The following is a 15,668-nucleotide window of genomic DNA, read 5'->3' on the forward strand; positions in this document are numbered from 1 at the left end:
ACAGCACCCCGGACAGCACAGGGCCACGCCCAGGCGGTACGTCCGGTCCGTCACGGCCGAGAGTGTGCCAGACCCCGCCCCGGGTCCACCATCGGGTCAACCCCAGATGGAGGCGCTCGCCGACGCTGTTCAAGCGCTGCCGGCCAGCGCAGCGATCAAGGGCAGATGGCTGCTCGGCAGCGGTGACCAAGGCCGGATGGTCGCTCCCGGAGATCATTCGGCCACCATTTCCCCTTGATCGGCCATCCGCTGCGCGTTTCGTGCGACCCGACCGCCGCGACGACGCCCCCGGCGAGCGCTCCCCGATCGCCCTCGACCACCGAGAACCCAGGACGCAACCGTCTAGGAGCGAGCGAACGAGCCGGTCGCTCGCAGGACGTCGTGCAGCACCTCGCCACGGTGGACGAGGCGCAGGCAGCGCGGGTCTCCCGCGCTGCCGTCGACGGGGCCCGCGCCGTCCCAGATCGCGTAGCTCGCGACGGCGCCGGGGAGCAGGCGACCGGCCAGCGGGGACCGGTCCCCGGCCGCGCGATGGCCGCCCACCGTGTGCGCCGCGAGTGCGCCGGCCGCAGTGAGCGCGGAGCCGGGCGTGCGGTGCTCGACCGCGGCGCGCACCGCGGCCCACGGGTCGACCGGGGTGACGGGGGCGTCGGAGCCGAGCGCGAGGACGACGCCCGCCCCGTGCAGCCCGGCGAAGGGGTTCATCCCGCGGGCCCGCGCCGGGCCGAGACGCGTGGCGTACATGCCGTGCGGGCCGCCCCAGTACGCGTCGAACAGCGGCTGCACGCTCGCGACGACACCGAGCTCGGCCAGCCGGCGAACCTGGGCCGGGTCGACCATCTCCAGGTGCTCCACCCGGTGGCTCGCGGCCCGCACCGCCGAGGGTGACGTCGCGGCCGCGGCCTCCTCGAGCCCGGCGAGCAGCGCGTCCGCGGCCGCGTCGCCGATCACGTGGAACCCGGCCTGCGTCCCGGCCGCGGTGCAGGCCGTGACGTGCGCGCCGATCGCCGCGGCGTCGAGGTAGCGGTTGCCGGTGCAGCCGGGAGCGTCGGCGTAGGGCGCGCGCAGCGCCGCGGTGCGCGAGCCCAGCGAGCCGTCGACGAAGAGGTCGCCCGCGAGACCGCGGGCCCCGGTGGCCGCGAGCAGCTCCGCGGCCTCCCCCGGAGTGCGCACCGTCTCGCCCCAGTAGCCGACGACCTCGGGTCCGGCACGGAGCCGCAGCGCGGCGAGGTCGGCGGCCGAGGAGATGTCCGGGCCTGCGCACTCGTGCACGACCGCGACCCCGCGCGCGGCGACGTCGGCGAGGAACGCGGCCTGTGCGGCATCGCGGGTGGTGGCGTCGACGGCGGCGAGTGCGGCCCGGCGGGCCCGGTGGTGGGCGTCGCCCGACAGCGCCCTGAGCGACCACCCGGCGGCGCCCGTCACGCCGGGGGCCCGGTCGAGCAGGGCCGACGAGACGAGGGCCGAGTGGACGTCGATCCGGCTCAGGTAGACCGGTGCACCCGCCGCGGCCCGGTCGAGGGCCGCACGGGGCGGGAGCCCCTCGGGCCAGTCCTGGTCCTGCCAGCCGTGGCCCCACACGAGCGCGCCGGGTCGGGCGGCGGCACGGGCGGCCACCGCGTCGAGCAGCTCCCGCGCCGAGCCGCAGCGGGTGAGGTCGAGGCCGTCGGCGAGCAGGCCGGCGGCGGTGGCGTGCACGTGCGCGTCGACGAAGGCGGGAGTGACGACGCCGCCGGCGAGCTCCAGCACGGTGGCCCCCGGCCGGCGTTCCCGCGCGGCGTCGGCGCCGCCCACCCAGCTGATCCGGGAGCCCTCGATCTCGAGGGCTCCCGGTCCCGCGGCGAACGACCCGGCATCGAAGATCCGGACGCCGAGGAGCAGGGTGCGGGGCACCCCGCGATGTCTACCGGATCAGTACGCCCGCTTCGGCATGAGGATCCACAGCACGATGTAGATCACGAACTGCGGGCCGGGCAGCAGGCACGACAGCAGGAACAGCAGCCGAACCACGAACGGGCTCATTCCGAACCGGTCCGCCAGGCCCGCGCACACGCCGGCGATCACCTTGCCGTGCTGCGGGCGGGTCAGGGTGGTTGCCACCTTCGGGCTCCTTCCACATCGCGGCGCATCTCGCCGCTGGACTCCAGTGTCGGCGCTGTGGCCGCCCCGGAACTCCGGAAACGCCCGGAGGCGTCCCTGAGGTTCCCCTGGGATACCCCCGTGCGGGCGAACGGACTCGCGTTCCGTGAGCGCGCGCTGCACCCCACGGGCGGAGATCGCTGGTCCCGGTGAATCTCGATGAATGTCCTGGTCAGGGCGCTGCGGTGGACATAGCGTCCCCGTCGTGACGCGATCACGCTCCCTGGCCCTGATCTTCGGTGCGGCCGGTGCCCTGGCACTCGCCCTGTTCGGTGTCCCGGCCACGGCGATGGCTCAGGCGCCCGAGGCCGTGGTCGTGCTCGGCGACAGCGCCGCTGCGGGCGACGGAGCCGACGACTACGAGCCCGGCACCCGCGGGGAGAACGACAACTGGTGCCACCGCTCCGTGCACGCCTACGTCCACCGCACGGGCCTCGCCCCCGAGTCGGTGAACCTGGCGTGCTCGGGCGCCAAGGCGGGCGATGTCGCGTTCGGCAGCGGCACCCACTACACGGAGGGATCCCAGGCCCAGCGGCTCGTCGAGGTGGCCGGCCGCTACCGCGTCACCACGGTGATCGTGCAGGCGGGCGCCAACGACGACGCCGCGTTGTTCGGCACCGGCGTCGCCTGCATCCGCGCGTTCGTCGACCCGCGCGAGCCACCGTGCCGGGAGACGATCGGCTCGTTGGTGGCCGAGCGCATGGCCGCCACCGCACCCAAGGTGGAGGCCGCGGTGCGGGACGTGCGGACGGCCATGCGCCGAGCGGGCTACGGCCTGGGTGACTACGCGCTCGTCCTCGCCTCCTACGCGTCCCCGGTCACCGAGCAGATGCTCCCCCTGCAGGCTCTCGCCGGGTGCCCGTACAGCAAGCCCGACGCCGGGTGGGGCCGCACCACGCTCTTCCCCGCGCTCTCGGCCGCGCTCCACGGCGTCGCCGAGCGCACCGGCGCGTTGTTCCTCGACCTGGCCCGGGCCACCGAGGGCTACGAGGCGTGCACCAAGCCCCTGCAGGCGCAGGAGTGGCAGCGGCGCATCACCGTCGACCCGCAGGCACTGGTGTACGGCGGGCTGGACGCGATCGGGTTCCACCTCGCCCAGGAGTCGTTCCACCCCACGGCGGCCGCGCACGCGCAGATGGGCCGCTGTGTCGGGGATCTCGTGCGCTCCGGGGCGAGCGCCGCGGCGTGCGTGGCGGGCCCCGACGGCAAGGCCCACCTCGAACCGGCGCCGGCGGAGGCCCCCGCAGCCTGACCGCGCGCACTACGGTCTCGGGCGTGAAGATCGGTGAGAACTCCTCCGCAGTAGAGCTCGCCAGGCTGACCCGGTCCGGTGAGCTCACCGCCGCCGAGGTGGTGGAGGCGCACATCGCGGAGATCGAGCGGCTGAACCCCGCCGTCAACGCGATCGTCGACTTCCGGCCCGAGCGGGCGCTTGCCGCGGCGCGCGAGCTGGACCGCGCCTTCCGCGAGGACGAGCCGCGGGGAGCGCTCCACGGGCTGCCGGTGGCGCACAAGGACCTGGTGCCGGCGGCCGGGTTCCGGTTCACCCAGGGCAGCCCGATCTTCGCCGACCGGGTGCCGGCACAGGACCACACCGTGGTCGGGCGCATGACGGCGGCTGGGGCGATCACGGTCGGCAAGACCAACGTGCCCGAGTTCGGCCTGGGGTCGCACACGTTCAACGACGTCTACGGCGTCACCCGCAACCCGTACGCGCTCGAGCGGACCGCGGGCGGCAGCAGCGGTGGGGCGGCCGCGGCCCTCGCCGCGCGCATGCTCCCGCTCGCGGACGGGAGCGACACCGGCGGCTCGCTGCGCAACCCGGCGTCGTTCTGCAACGTCGTCGGGTTCCGGCCCTCCCCGGGCCGGGTGCCGTCCTGGCCGGACGGCGACCCGTTCAGCCGGCTGTCCGTGGTGGGGCCGATGGCACGCACCGTGGACGACCTCGCGCTCCTCTTGAGCGTCCTCGCGGGTGCTGACCCGCGCGCCGGGTGGTCGGTGCCCGCCGACCCGGCGGCGTACTTCCCCGTGCCCGACCCGCGCGGGCGTCCGGTGCGGGTGGCGTGGTCGCCCGATCTCGACGGGCGGGTCGTGGTGGCCCGCGAGGTGCGGGACGCGCTCGAACCGGTGGTCGCCACGATGGCGGCTCACGGCTGGGAGGTCGAGCTCGCCACCCCCGACCTCTCCGGCGCCATCGAGTCGTTCCGGGTGCTGCGGGCCCTCAAGATGCAGATCTCGCTCGCCCCCCTGCTCGCCGAGCACCCGGGCCGGCTGAAGAGCGATGCGGTGTGGAACATCGAGGAGGGGGCGAAGCTCGACGGGCCGACGATCGCGCTGGCCGAGCGGAACGCCGCCCGGATCTTCCACGTGATGCGGGAGTTCTTCGACTCCTTCGACGTCCTGGCCACCCCGACCTGCCAGGTCGCCCCGTTCGAGATCACCACCCGCTACCCGCGGGCCATCGACGGCAGCCCGATGCACGACTACCTGGAGTGGATGGGCCTCCCGTCCGCGATCACGATGACCGGGTGCCCGGCGATCTCGCTCCCGGCGGCGTTCACCCCGGACGGGCTGCCCGTCGGCATCCAGCTCGTCGGGCCCCACCTGCGGGAGGACCGGCTGCTCGCCGTGGCGCGCCAGTTCGAGTCGTTCGCCGGCGCCGGGCGTGCACCCGAGATCGACCCGACACCGCGGCCCGCGTTCGTGACCGTGGACTGACCGAGGAAGGGGACACCGTGCTGACCAGCGGGTTGGACGACCGCATTCCGGACCTGGAACTGCTCTACCGCGACCTCCACCAGAACCCCGAGCTGTCCTTCCAGGAGGAGCGCACCGCGTCCGTACTGGCCGCCCGCCTCGCCGCGGCCGGTCTCGAGGTGACCACCGGCGTGGGCAAGACGGGCGTCGTCGGCGTGCTGCGCAACGGCGACGGACCCACGGTGCTGCTGCGCGCCGACATGGACGCGCTGCCCGTGCAGGAGATCCCGAAGGTCCCTTACCGCAGCCAGGCCACGGCCGTCGACCCGGACGGCATCGCGACGTGGGTGATGCACGCCTGCGGCCACGACACCCACATGACGGCGCTCATCGGCGCGGTGGAGCAGCTGGTGGCGAACCGCGACGCGTGGTCGGGCACCGTGCTCGCCGTCCTGCAGCCGGCCGAGGAGGTCGGCAGCGGCGCGCAGGCCATGCTCGACGACGGGTTCCTCGACCGCTTCGGCCCGTTCGACGTGGCGCTGGGGCAGCACATCGTCTCGGCGCCCAGCACCCACCTCTACCTGTGCCCCGGCGTGTTCATGGCCGCGGCCGACAGCCTGCGCGTCACCGTGTACGGCCGCGGCGGGCACGGCTCGGCCCCGCACACCACCGTCGACCCGGTCGTGCTCGCCGCGTCGATCGTGATGCGCCTGCAGACGGTGGTGGCCCGGGAGGTCGCGCCGACCGACGTCGCCGTGGTCACCGTGGCGGCCATCCACGCGGGCCGCAAGGAGAACGTCATCCCGGCCGAGGCCGAGCTCAAGCTCAACGTGCGCACCTTCGACCCGGACGTCCGCGAGCGGGTGCTCGCCGCGATCACCCGCATCGTCCACGCCGAGGCGGCGGCGGCCGGCGCCCCGCGCCCGCCCGAGATCGCCCCGATCAACGGCTTCCCGCTGCTGCGCAACGACGTCGCGACCACCGACGCCGTGCGGGCGGCGTTCACCGCGGCGTTCGGCGACGGGCACGTCCACGACGCCGCGCCCAAGACCGGCAGCGAGGACTTCGGGCTCTTCGCCGAGGCCGCCGGGGTGCCGTCGGTGTTCTGGAACTTCGGCGGCTTCGACCCGGCGCTCTACCCGACCGGCCCCGACCACCCGGACGCCGATGTCGCCGCAGGCCACGCCCCGGGCGGCCACTCCCCCGAGTTCGTGCCCACCGGCGTCGCACGCACCCTGCACCGGGCCGTCGAGGCGCTGCTGACCGCGGCCGCGATCTGGCTGGTGCGCTGACCGCATCGGCCGGCGCGGCGACGGCTGATCATCCGCCGGTCTTCGGGTCGTCGCCCGCTCGGTCCAGCCACTCCGCCAACAAGGCGCGTTCGGCACCGCTGAGCCCCGGCAGCGTCGGCGCGACGGCCCGGATCGCGACGGCGGCCGCGGTCGGGCCGTCCGGGGGAGGTGGCGGCGCGTCGGTGAGGATCGACCGGGTCACCGCGTCGTACATCGCGTCGGCCAGCTCCGGATCCCGCTCGTGCGGGGGCGTGGCCAGCAGGGTGAGCACGGCGCCGGTGCCTGCGGCGTGGATGAGCTCGACGGCCCGCCGTTCGGTGACGCGCAGCAGGCCGGCCGCGGCGACCCGGTGCACCCGGGTGCGCAGGACGTCCAGGCCGGCGACCGCCGCCGCTGAGCGCGCCCCCCGGCCGGGATCGGTGAGCAGACCGAACACGGCGGGGTTGGCGAGGCCGAAGCCGACGTGCGCGTCCCAGCCGGCCCGCAGGGCCGCCACGGGGTCGGCACCGTCCTCGACGAGCGCCTTCTCAGCGACGTAGGTGGCGAGGACGTGCTCGGCGACGGCATCGAGCAACGCGTCCTTGTCCTCGAAGAACCGGTAGATGGTGGGCGCCTGCATGCCGGCCGCCTGCGCGACCGCGCGCGTGGTGACCGCGGCCGCGCCGTGCTCCCCCAGCAGCCGCGCCGCGACCTCCACGATGCGCTCGCGTGTCTGCTGCCTGCCGGCGCTCACCGGCCTCGTCGCCACCATGCTCCCGACCATATCGCACTGTTGCTACCAGTGTTGCTACCATTGGCACTAACAACGTTCACGGAGGTAGCACATGATCGTCATCACGGGCGGCACCGGGGAGCTCGGCTCGCGGATCGTCGCGCGCCTGCTGGAACGGGTCCCCGCGGACCGGGTCGGCGTCAGCGTCCGCGACCCCGGGAGGGCCGGCGACCTGGCCGCACGGGGCGTGCGCGTGCGCCGCGGCGACTTCACCGACCCGGAGTCCCTCACCGAGGCGTTCGAAGGCGCGACGCAGGTGCTCGTCATCTCGACGAACCAGAGCGGGGAGGCGGCGCTCGCCCAGCACGTCACGGCCGTCGACGCCGCGCGCGAGGCCGGTGCGAAGCGCATCCTCTATACCAGCCACCAGGGCGCGGCCGAGGACTCGCTCTTCGCGCCGATGCCCGACCACGCCGCCACCGAGCGCCACCTGGCGGCGGCGGGCGTTCCGTACACGGCGCTCCGCAACGGGTTCTACGCCAGCACCGTCCGGCTCCTGCTCGGCCGGGCGCTGGAGACGGGGGAGCTCGTCGCGCCCGCCGACGGGCCCGTCTCCTGGACCGCGCACGCCGACCTCGCCGAAGCGGCGGCGATCGTCCTCGCCGACGAGGGCCGCTTCGACGGACCGACCCCGCCGCTGACGGCACCGGACGCGCTCGACCTCCGCGACGTCGCCGGCATCCTCACCGAGCTCACCGGGCGCACGGTCCGCCGCGTAGTCGCCGACGACGACGAGTGGCGGGCCACGCTGGTCGGGCACGGTGTCCCCGAGGACCGGGCGAGCATGCTCCTCGGCATGTTCCGGGCGGCCCGCCGCGGGGAGTTCGCCGCCGCGGGACCGGCGCTGGAGAGGCTCCTCGGGCGGCCGGCCACGCCGGTGCGCGCGCTCCTCGAGGGAGCCGTCGCGTAGCTGGGGAGCGCCCTGAACAACCCGGGCCCAGCGCTCGCTACGGCCGGAGTTGTTCGGGACCCTCTTAGAGAACGACGAGGTCGCGGGGGCGCTCGTTGAGCCGCTCGTAGCCGTCGTCGGTGACGACGACGATGTCCTCGATGCGCGCCCCCCACTCGCCGTCGAAGTACACGCCCGGCTCCACGCTGAAGGCCATGCCCGGCTCGAGCGGGAGCGCGTTGCCGCCCACGATGTAGGGCTCCTCGTGCACCTCGAGTCCGATGCCGTGGCCGGTGCGGTGCACGAACCGCTCGCCCAGCCCGGCGGCGCCGATCGGCTCGCGTGCGGCGGCGTCGACCTGCTCCGCGGTGACGCCCGGCCGCACGGCGCGCACGGCGCGGTCCTGGGCGTCCTGCAGCACCGCGTACGCCTGCCGGATCGCGGCGGGCGGCTCGCCGCCGACGGCGTAGGTGCGGGTGGAGTCGGAGTTGTAGCCGCTCGGCACGGGGCCGCCGATGTCGATCACCACGACCTCACCGCTCTCGATCACGCGGCCGGACAGGTCGTGGTGCGGGCTGGCGCCGTTCGGGCCGGACCCGACGATCACGAACGCGGCCTCCGTGTGGCCCTCCTCGACGATCGCGGCCGCGATGTCGGCGCCGACCTGCGCCTCCGTGCGCCCCGGCTTGAGGAACTCGCCCATGCGGGCGTGGACGCGGTCGATCGCGGCCCCCGCCGCGCGCAGCTCGGCGACCTCGGCGGCGTCCTTGCGCATCCGCAGCTCGCGCATCACCGGCCCGGCGAGCACCTGCTCGACGTCGGGGAACGCGGTGCGCAGCGGCAGGACGTGCGCGGCCGGCATGGCGTCGGCGAGCCCCACGCGGCTCGGGCCCCCGCCCAGGTCGCTGACGAGCACGTGGGCGTCCTCCCCGTCGCGCCACGTGACGACCTCGATCCCCAGCTCGTCGAGCGGGACGCCCGCGAACCCGGGGGCCTCCAGCCGCGGCACCACCAGCGCGGGCGGGGCACGATGGCCCGCGGCGGGCAGCACGAGGCAGGTGAGCCGCTCGTGGGACTCGCCGGATGTGCCCAACAGGTACCGCAGATCCGGGCCCGGGGTGACGAGCAGCAGGTCGATGTCCTGCGCGGCGGCCACCTCGCCGGCACGGCGGATGCGGTCGGCGAGCAGCGCGATCGGAACGGCCGGTGTCATGGGAGGGAGCGTATTCCGGCAAGCTGTGCCGCGTGACCCCGCCTGCGCCGCCCGCCCAGTCGCTGATGCTGCTGGATGCCGCCAGCCTGTACTTCCGCGCGTTCTACGGCGTGCCGGAGTCGATCACCGGGCCCGACGGCACGCCGGTCAACGCCATCCGCGGGTTCACCGACATGGTCGCGCGGCTCATCACCGACCGTCGGCCCACGCGGCTGGTGGCGTGCCTCGACCTCGACTGGCGCCCGGCGTTCCGCGTGCAGGCGCTGCCCTCGTACAAGGCGCACCGGGTGCCCGGCGAGCCGGAGGTCGCGCCCGCCGGACTGCCGGAGATCGTGCCCGACACCCTGGAACCGCAGATCCCGGTGCTGCTCGAGGTGCTCGCCGCCGCAGGGATCGCCACGGCCGGCGCGGAGGGCTACGAGGCCGACGACGTGATCGGCACCCTCGCCGCCGCCGAGCGCACCGACCCCGTGATCGCCGTGAGCGGCGACCGGGACCTCATGCAGATCGTGCGCGACGAGCCCGTGCCGGTGCGGCTGCTCTACGTCGGGCGGGGGCTGGCCAAGGCCGAACACCTCGGGCCGATCGAGGTGGCCGCGAAGTACGGGGTGCCGGTGGGGCGCGCCGGGGACGCCTACGCCGAGATGGCGATGCTGCGCGGCGACCCGTCCGACGGCCTGCCCGGCGTCCCCGGAATCGGAGCCAAGACCGCCGCCACCCTCGTCGGGCGCTTCGACACGTGGGACGAGCTGCGGGCCGCCGTGATCGACAAGACCGACGCCCGGCTGAGCCCCCCGGTCCGCACCAAGCTGGCCGCGGCCGCGCCCTACCTCGCCGTCGTCGAGCCGGTGGTGCGGGTGGCCGTGGACGCGCCCGTGCAGCTGGACCGCCCCGACACCCTGCCCGGGGAGCCCGCCGACCTGGAGCGCCTCGCCGCGCTGGGTGACCGCTGGGGCGTCGGGAGCTCCGTAGAACGCCTCTGCACGGCGTTGCTGAAGAACGCTCGCTGAGGCCCGGGAAACGTCAGCATGGTGGCTTTACTGGCGTATTGCGCCGGTATGGCCACCATGCTGACGTTCGGGAGGGGCGGCGGCGCGGGCACAGCGGGCACCCTGCTCCGACAGCGCGGCGCGCAGCTCTTCGCGGCGCCGGCCAGACGCGTCAGAAGTACGTGCCGCACCACGGCGTGCCGGCCGTCGCGAACGCCGCGTCGGCGCGGGGCACCGCGGCCGGCTCCGGCGCCGTCCACCAGCCGCTCGCCACGAGCTCGGACGGGCGGCGGTCGCCGAGGTAGGCCATCGCGAGCGCGTCCACCGTGCACTCCAGCTCGGGCCGCACCGGACCACCGAGCGGGCCGACGCGTTCCGCGGCGCCGCCCGCGATCCGGTACACGCCCGAGTTCTCCTCCAGGAAGCCGTCGTGCACAGCGATCAGCACCGGGTCCGCGGCGCCGTAGTCGCGGGCCGCCAGCGCCTCGGGGACGTCCACGAGCCGCAGCCAGGTCTCGTCCTCGTTGCCGGTGACGGCGCAGGCGCGCGGGTCGGCCAGCAGCAGCTCGAGCGGCTCGTCCAGCGGGCGCAGCCGGGCCTGCACGCTCTCGACCAGGTCGACGCCGAGCAGGAAGCGCCACAGCGCCGCGGTGGCGCCGACGTCGGCCGCGTGCAGGTCGGTCACGTCGAGGGAGTGCTCGGGCCCGGAGGCATCGCCGGGGCGAGCGACGGCGAACCCGTCGTCGCCGTCCGGGCCGGTGTGCACGGCGGCGAGGACGTACTCGCGATCCACCTCGACGCGGCGGGTCGTGGTCGCGGCCCACCAGCCGTCGGTGCGGCTGATCCCGCCCGGGCGCCGCAGCGCGATCCCCGCGTGCACGTCCCGTAGCACGGGAACGATCTCGTCGCGCTGCAGCAGCCGGACGGTCCCGACCAGCGGGGCGCCGGGCCGGAACAGGGTCGGGTCGGCGCGCACCCGCACGGACCGGCCGCGGGTCGCGACGCCGTAGCCGAAACGGCCGTAGATCCGGGCCTCGCTGGCCCGCAACGACGCGACCGCCTCGCCGCGGGCCGCTACGTCGTCCAGCTGGGCCCGCATCAGTGCCGTCAACAGCCCACGGCGGGTGTGGTCAGCGCGCACGGCCACGCGCGTCACCGCAGCCATCGGCAGCACCGACCCGCCCGGCACCGCCAGCTCGCTCGCGAACGAGGTGGCGGTGGCGACGAGCGCGCCACCCGCGTGCACCCCGAGCACGCGATCCGGGCTGCCGAGGCGGGACGACGCGGCCCAGGCGGCGTCGTCGGCCGGTGGCCGGCCGATCGCGGTCGCGAACAGCGTGTGTGCGGCGCGCAGCTCACCGACCTCGAGCTGCTCGACGGCGTGCGCCACCGTCAAGCAGGCCGCCCGACCTCGTAGTTGCCGTCGGCGCTCGTGATCCTGATCGGCACGCTGACCTGGTCACCGTCGACCACGGCGGTGCACTCGAACGTGGCGTCGGGCACGACCTGCTGCCCGTCCGGGCAGGTGACCGACTGGACCTCGAGGTCGTAGTCCTGCGAGAGGACCTGCTGCACCCCGCTCTGCACGGCCGAAGCGTCCAGCACGCGGGTGTTGAAGAAGCCGGGGCTCACGAAGCCGAGCACCCCGACCACCGCGAGCACGACCACCACGGCGACCGCACCGATGATCAGCGGCATCCGGCCCTTCCCGCCGCCCGCGGCCTGCGCCTCCGGCGGCGTCGGGTAGCCCGGGCCCCACGGCTGCTGCTGGCCGTCCGGGCGGCCACCCCACTGCTGGGTGGGCTGCTGGCCGGCGCCGGGCTGACCCCAGGCCGCCTGCTGCCCCGCCCACGGGGACGGCTGCGCGGCCTGCTGCTGTCCGTACGGGGCCTGCCCGTAGGGCTGCTGCTGACCCGGCTGGCCGTACTGGGCCTGTTGTCCCTGTTGGCCCGGCTGGCCCCACTGCGGCTGCCCGAACTGCTGGGTGGGCTGCTGGCCGTACGCCTGGCTCGGCTGGGCACCGCTCTGCTGCGCTCCGGCCTGCTGCGCTCCGGCCTGCTGGGCACCGGCCTGCTGGGCACCGCTCTGCTGCGCTCCGGCCTGCTGGGCACCGTACGGCTGCCCGAAGGCCTGCTGGCCGTAGCCGGGCTGTGCCGCCCCGTACGGGCCCGGCTGCTGGCTCGCGTACGGTGCCTGCTGCTGGCCGGGCGGCGCGAACGGCGAGGGCTGCTGGCCCGGGTGCGCCTGCTGCGGCTGCGTGTGCTGGACCCCGCCCGGCTGCTGGCTCGGGTACTGCTGACCCGGCTGGGCCTGCTGGGCGCCGTAGTGCTGCTCGGGCGACACGTAGGCCGCGGAGATCTGCGTCTGGTCGGCGGGCCCCCACGCCTGCTGCGACGGCTGCTGTTGCGGCCCCTGCTGTTGTTCTTGCGGCTGCACCTCGTCGCCGTGCGGCGCCCCCTGCGCCGGGACGAACGTGGTGGCATCGGCGGTGTCGCCCGCAGGCGCCTGCGGCTTCGGCTCCGGCGCGGGTTCCTCCGGCGTGAACAGGTCGACCTCGCCGCCCTCGCCCTCGACGGGCTCGGGAGTCTGCGTCTGCGCCTGCTCCTGCGGCTCGGCCGCGTCCTGCTGGGGCACCTCGCTCGTTTCGGGCGCGTTCCAGTCGTGCTGCGGGACGGCGCGGGTCTCCTCGCCGGGCCGCTGCTGGCCCTCCGGCGAGGCACCCCACCCGCCTTGCGGCTGCTGCTGGCCCCACGCGGGCTGCTCGGCAGGCTGCTGCGGCGCGCCCTGTGGCGGCTGCGGTCCCTGTGGCGTACTCATCGCGGGCCTTCCCCCTGGAGACGTGCGGTCGGGCGATCAAAGCACAGGGCGTCCGACGGGCACAGAGCCGGTCGGCCCTTCGGCCGAATCACCCCGTGCCGACCGCGACCACGCCGCGGCGGATCGCCGAGATCGCCGTGGCCGCGGCGCGGCCGACCCCGCTGCCGCGGCCCGCGACGGCGGCGACCTGGTCGAGCAGGTCGAGCACCTGCCGGCACCAACGCACGAAGTCCCCCGCCGAGAGTTCCACGCCGTTCTGCTCGGCGGCGGTGAGCACAGCGGCCAGTGACTCCCCGCGTGCCCACCGGTGCATGGGCCATGCGAAGCCGAGGTCCGGCTCACGCGTGCGCTCGACCTTGTGCCGGCGCTCGTCGCCCTCCAGCTCGGCCCACAGCCGCACGGTGGCCGCCAGTGCGTCCGACACCGCACCCGAGGGCACCCGTGGCATCGGGCCGTGGTCGCGCCGGGACTCGTACACCAGCGCCGACACGACCGACGCCAGCTCGGCGGGTTCCAGGCCGTCCCACGCGCCGTGCCGGAGGCACTCGGCCGTCAGCAGGTCGGACTCGCCCCAGAGCCGCGCCAGGCGCTCGCCGTGCTCGGTGACCTGCTCACCGTCGAGGTAACCGCGCTCGGCCAGCAGCGCTCGGATCCGGTCGAAGGAGCGGGCGAGGGAGTGGGTGGTGGCGCGCACCTTCTGCCGCAGCTGCTCGGTGTCGCGCTCCAGCCGCGCGTACCGCTCGGCCCACCGGGCGTGGGCCTCGCGGTCGGCGCACCCGTGGCACGGGTGAGCGCGCAGCGCGCGCCGCAGCGTGGCCAGCTCCGGGTCGTCGACCGCGCCGCGCGCCCGTCGCCGCTCGGTCGGGGGCGCGACGATGCCGGTGTTGCGCAGCGACGAGGCGAGGTCGCGCCGCACCCGCGGGGCCCGGTGGTCCACGCGTTTCGGCAGCCGCATACGGCCCAGCGGTTCGACCGGCGCGGGGAAGTCGGCGGCCGAGAGCCGGCCCGCCCAGCGGTCCTCGTTGAGCACGAGCGGGCGCGGGTCGCCGCCGGCGCCGATCCCGGGGTCGAGCACGACGGCGAGGCCGGCGCGGCGCCCGGCGGGCACCGCGATCACGTCGCCCGGGCGCAGCGCGCGCAGCGAGTCGGCGGCGGCCTCCCGCCGCTGCGCCACCCCCTGGCGCGACAGCGCCTTCTCCCGCTCGGCCACGCGGCGGCGCAGCGCGGCGTACTCGCGGAAGTCGCCCAGGTGGCATTCGAGGGACTTCGCGTAGCCCGCGAGCGCCTCCACGTTGCGCTCGATCCGGCGGGCCAGGCCCACCACGGACCGGTCGGCCTGGAACTGCCCGAACGACAGCTCCAGGAGCTCCCGCGCGTCCTCGGTGCCCAGCCGGCCCACCAGGTTGACGGCCATGTTGTAGCCGGGCCGGAACGAGCTGCGCAGCGGGTAGGTGCGGGTGGAGGCGAGCCCCGCGACCTGCTCGGGGTCCACCCCCGGCTGCCAGACGACGACGGCGTGGCCCTCCACGTCGATGCCGCGGCGGCCCGCCCGGCCCGTCAGCTGGGTGTACTCGCCGGGCGTGAGCTCGGCGTGGGACTCGCCGTTGTACTTGACCAGCCGCTCCAGCACGACGGTGCGGGCCGGCATGTTGATGCCCAGGGCGAGGGTCTCGGTGGCGAACACCGCGCGCACCAACCCGCGGACGAACAGTTCCTCCACCGTCTCCTTGAACGCCGGCAGCATCCCGGCGTGGTGCGCGGCGATGCCACGCTCGAGGGCGTCGCGCCACTCCCAGTAGCCGAGCACGGCGAGGTCGGCCTGTGGGAGCTCGGCGGTGCGCCGCTCGACCGTGCGGCGGATCTCCTCGGCCTCCTCCTCTGTGGTGAGCCGTAGCCCCGACCGCACGCACTGGCCCACCGCGGCGTCGCACCCGGCCCGGCTGAACACGAAGGTGATCGCCGGGAGCAGGCCCTCCCGGTCCAGCCGGTCGATCACCGTGGTGCGCGACGGCGGGCGGAAACCGGTGCGCCGGGGAGGACCGGTGCGGCCGCGGCCGCGGCCCCCGCGGTCCCACTGGGCCATCGAGCTCTGCCGGTCCAGCTCCTTGGTGTGGCGGACGAGGTCCGGATCGACCTTCAGCTCGCCCGCCGAGGTCTCCCCGGCGAACAGGTCGAGCAGCCGGTTGCCCACCATCATGTGCTGCCACAGCGGCACCGGGCGGTGCTCGTCGACGACGACGGTGGTGTCGCCGCGCACGGTGACCAGCCAGTCGCCGAACTCCTCGGCGTTGCTCACGGTGGCCGACAGGCTCACGAGCGAGACGTGCTCGGGCAGCTGGAGGATGACCTCCTCCCAGACCGCACCGCGGAAGCGGTCGGCGAGGTAGTGGACCTCGTCCATCACCACGTACCCGAGGTGCTCCAGCTGGCGGGACCCGGCGTAGATCATGTTGCGCAGTACCTCGGTGGTCATCACGACCACCTGGGCGTCGCCGTTGATCGCCTGGTCGCCGGTCAGCAGCCCGACCGCGGACGCCCCGTGCCGCTCGACGAGGTCGGCGTACTTCTGGTTGGACAGCGCCTTGATCGGCGTGGTGTAGAAGCACTTCTGCCCCTGCGCGAGCGCGAGGTGTACGGCGAACTCGCCCACCACCGTCTTCCCGGCACCGGTCGGGGCGCACACGAGCACGCCGTGGCCCTCCTCCAGGGCGGCACAGGCGGTGTGCTGGAACCCGTCGAGCTCGAACGCGAGCGTCTGCACGAACTCGGTGAGCCGGGGACGTGCGGCGCGGCTCCGGGCGGCGGCGTACGCCTCCGCCGGAGCAGACTGGCTGCTGGCCACGATCTCCAGGTTTCCACA

General features: G+C 75.1%; 12 protein-coding genes. 5 read left to right on the forward strand and 7 right to left on the reverse strand.

The features are described 5' to 3' along the window. Window positions 1-342: 342 nt before the first annotated feature. Together ABEA81_RS09475 and ABEA81_RS09480 are read right to left on the reverse strand one after the other, a co-directional pair. A complete protein-coding gene (locus ABEA81_RS09475; RefSeq protein ID WP_345604514.1) occupies window positions 343-1,893 on the reverse strand; it encodes an amidohydrolase in 1,551 nt (516 codons plus the stop codon). An 18-nt stretch (window positions 1,894-1,911) separates the two neighbouring features. After that, window positions 1,912-2,100 (reverse strand): PspC domain-containing protein, encoded by a 189-nt coding sequence (locus ABEA81_RS09480; protein ID WP_345604515.1) that lies wholly within the window; start codon window positions 2,098-2,100, stop codon window positions 1,912-1,914. Window positions 2,101-2,344: 244 nt separating this feature from the next. Here ABEA81_RS09480 and ABEA81_RS09485 point away from each other — a divergent pair, with 244 nt between their 5' ends. The 3 genes from ABEA81_RS09485 to ABEA81_RS09495 are packed head-to-tail and all read left to right on the forward strand — an operon-like array spanning window position 2,345 to window position 6,128. Next, entirely contained in the window at window positions 2,345-3,391 is a 1,047-nt protein-coding gene (locus tag ABEA81_RS09485; protein WP_345604516.1) for a GDSL-type esterase/lipase family protein, read from the forward strand. A gap of 23 nt (window positions 3,392-3,414) precedes the next feature. After that, the gene (locus tag ABEA81_RS09490) at window positions 3,415-4,857 is read left to right on the forward strand and encodes an amidase (protein WP_345604517.1); all 1,443 of its coding nucleotides are present in this window, start codon (window positions 3,415-3,417) and stop codon (window positions 4,855-4,857) included. Window positions 4,858-4,874: 17 nt separating this feature from the next. Then, complete coding sequence (locus tag ABEA81_RS09495; protein WP_345604518.1) at window positions 4,875-6,128, forward strand: amidohydrolase; 1,254 nt, start codon at window positions 4,875-4,877, stop codon at window positions 6,126-6,128. 28 nt (window positions 6,129-6,156) lie between these two features. Here ABEA81_RS09495 and ABEA81_RS09500 read toward each other — a convergent pair whose 3' ends face one another. Beyond that, window positions 6,157-6,879 carry a TetR/AcrR family transcriptional regulator gene (locus ABEA81_RS09500; protein ID WP_345604519.1) on the reverse strand — a complete coding sequence of 241 codons (723 nt, stop codon included), beginning with the start codon at window positions 6,877-6,879 and terminating at the stop codon, window positions 6,157-6,159. A gap of 73 nt (window positions 6,880-6,952) precedes the next feature. Between ABEA81_RS09500 and ABEA81_RS09505 the strand changes: the two genes are divergently transcribed. Then, window positions 6,953-7,810 (forward strand): NmrA family NAD(P)-binding protein, encoded by an 858-nt coding sequence (locus tag ABEA81_RS09505; protein WP_345604521.1) that lies wholly within the window; start codon window positions 6,953-6,955, stop codon window positions 7,808-7,810. A gap of 64 nt (window positions 7,811-7,874) precedes the next feature. Here ABEA81_RS09505 and ABEA81_RS09510 read toward each other — a convergent pair whose 3' ends face one another. Beyond that, window positions 7,875-9,002 carry a M24 family metallopeptidase gene (locus ABEA81_RS09510; protein ID WP_345604522.1) on the reverse strand — a complete coding sequence of 376 codons (1,128 nt, stop codon included), beginning with the start codon at window positions 9,000-9,002 and terminating at the stop codon, window positions 7,875-7,877. A gap of 65 nt (window positions 9,003-9,067) precedes the next feature. Between ABEA81_RS09510 and ABEA81_RS09515 the strand changes: the two genes are divergently transcribed. After that, a complete protein-coding gene (locus ABEA81_RS09515) occupies window positions 9,068-10,012 on the forward strand; it encodes a 5'-3' exonuclease (RefSeq protein WP_345604755.1) in 945 nt (314 codons plus the stop codon). 151 nt (window positions 10,013-10,163) lie between these two features. On the opposite strand, the gene ABEA81_RS09520 is transcribed toward ABEA81_RS09515, so the two are convergent. The 3 genes from ABEA81_RS09520 to ABEA81_RS09530 form a co-directional block, all read right to left on the reverse strand. Beyond that, the gene (locus tag ABEA81_RS09520; RefSeq protein WP_345604756.1) at window positions 10,164-11,381 is read right to left on the reverse strand and encodes a GNAT family N-acetyltransferase; all 1,218 of its coding nucleotides are present in this window, start codon (window positions 11,379-11,381) and stop codon (window positions 10,164-10,166) included. 2 nt (window positions 11,382-11,383) lie between these two features. Beyond that, window positions 11,384-12,808 carry a DUF4333 domain-containing protein gene (locus ABEA81_RS09525; RefSeq protein WP_345604523.1) on the reverse strand — a complete coding sequence of 475 codons (1,425 nt, stop codon included), beginning with the start codon at window positions 12,806-12,808 and terminating at the stop codon, window positions 11,384-11,386. Between the two features lie 88 nt (window positions 12,809-12,896). Further along, a complete protein-coding gene (locus tag ABEA81_RS09530) occupies window positions 12,897-15,653 on the reverse strand; it encodes a DEAD/DEAH box helicase (RefSeq protein WP_425570498.1) in 2,757 nt (918 codons plus the stop codon). Window positions 15,654-15,668: the final 15 nt, after the last annotated feature.

The sequence above is a fragment of the Pseudonocardia adelaidensis genome (assembly GCF_039543345.1).
Lineage (GTDB): Bacteria > Actinomycetota > Actinomycetes > Mycobacteriales > Pseudonocardiaceae > Pseudonocardia > Pseudonocardia adelaidensis.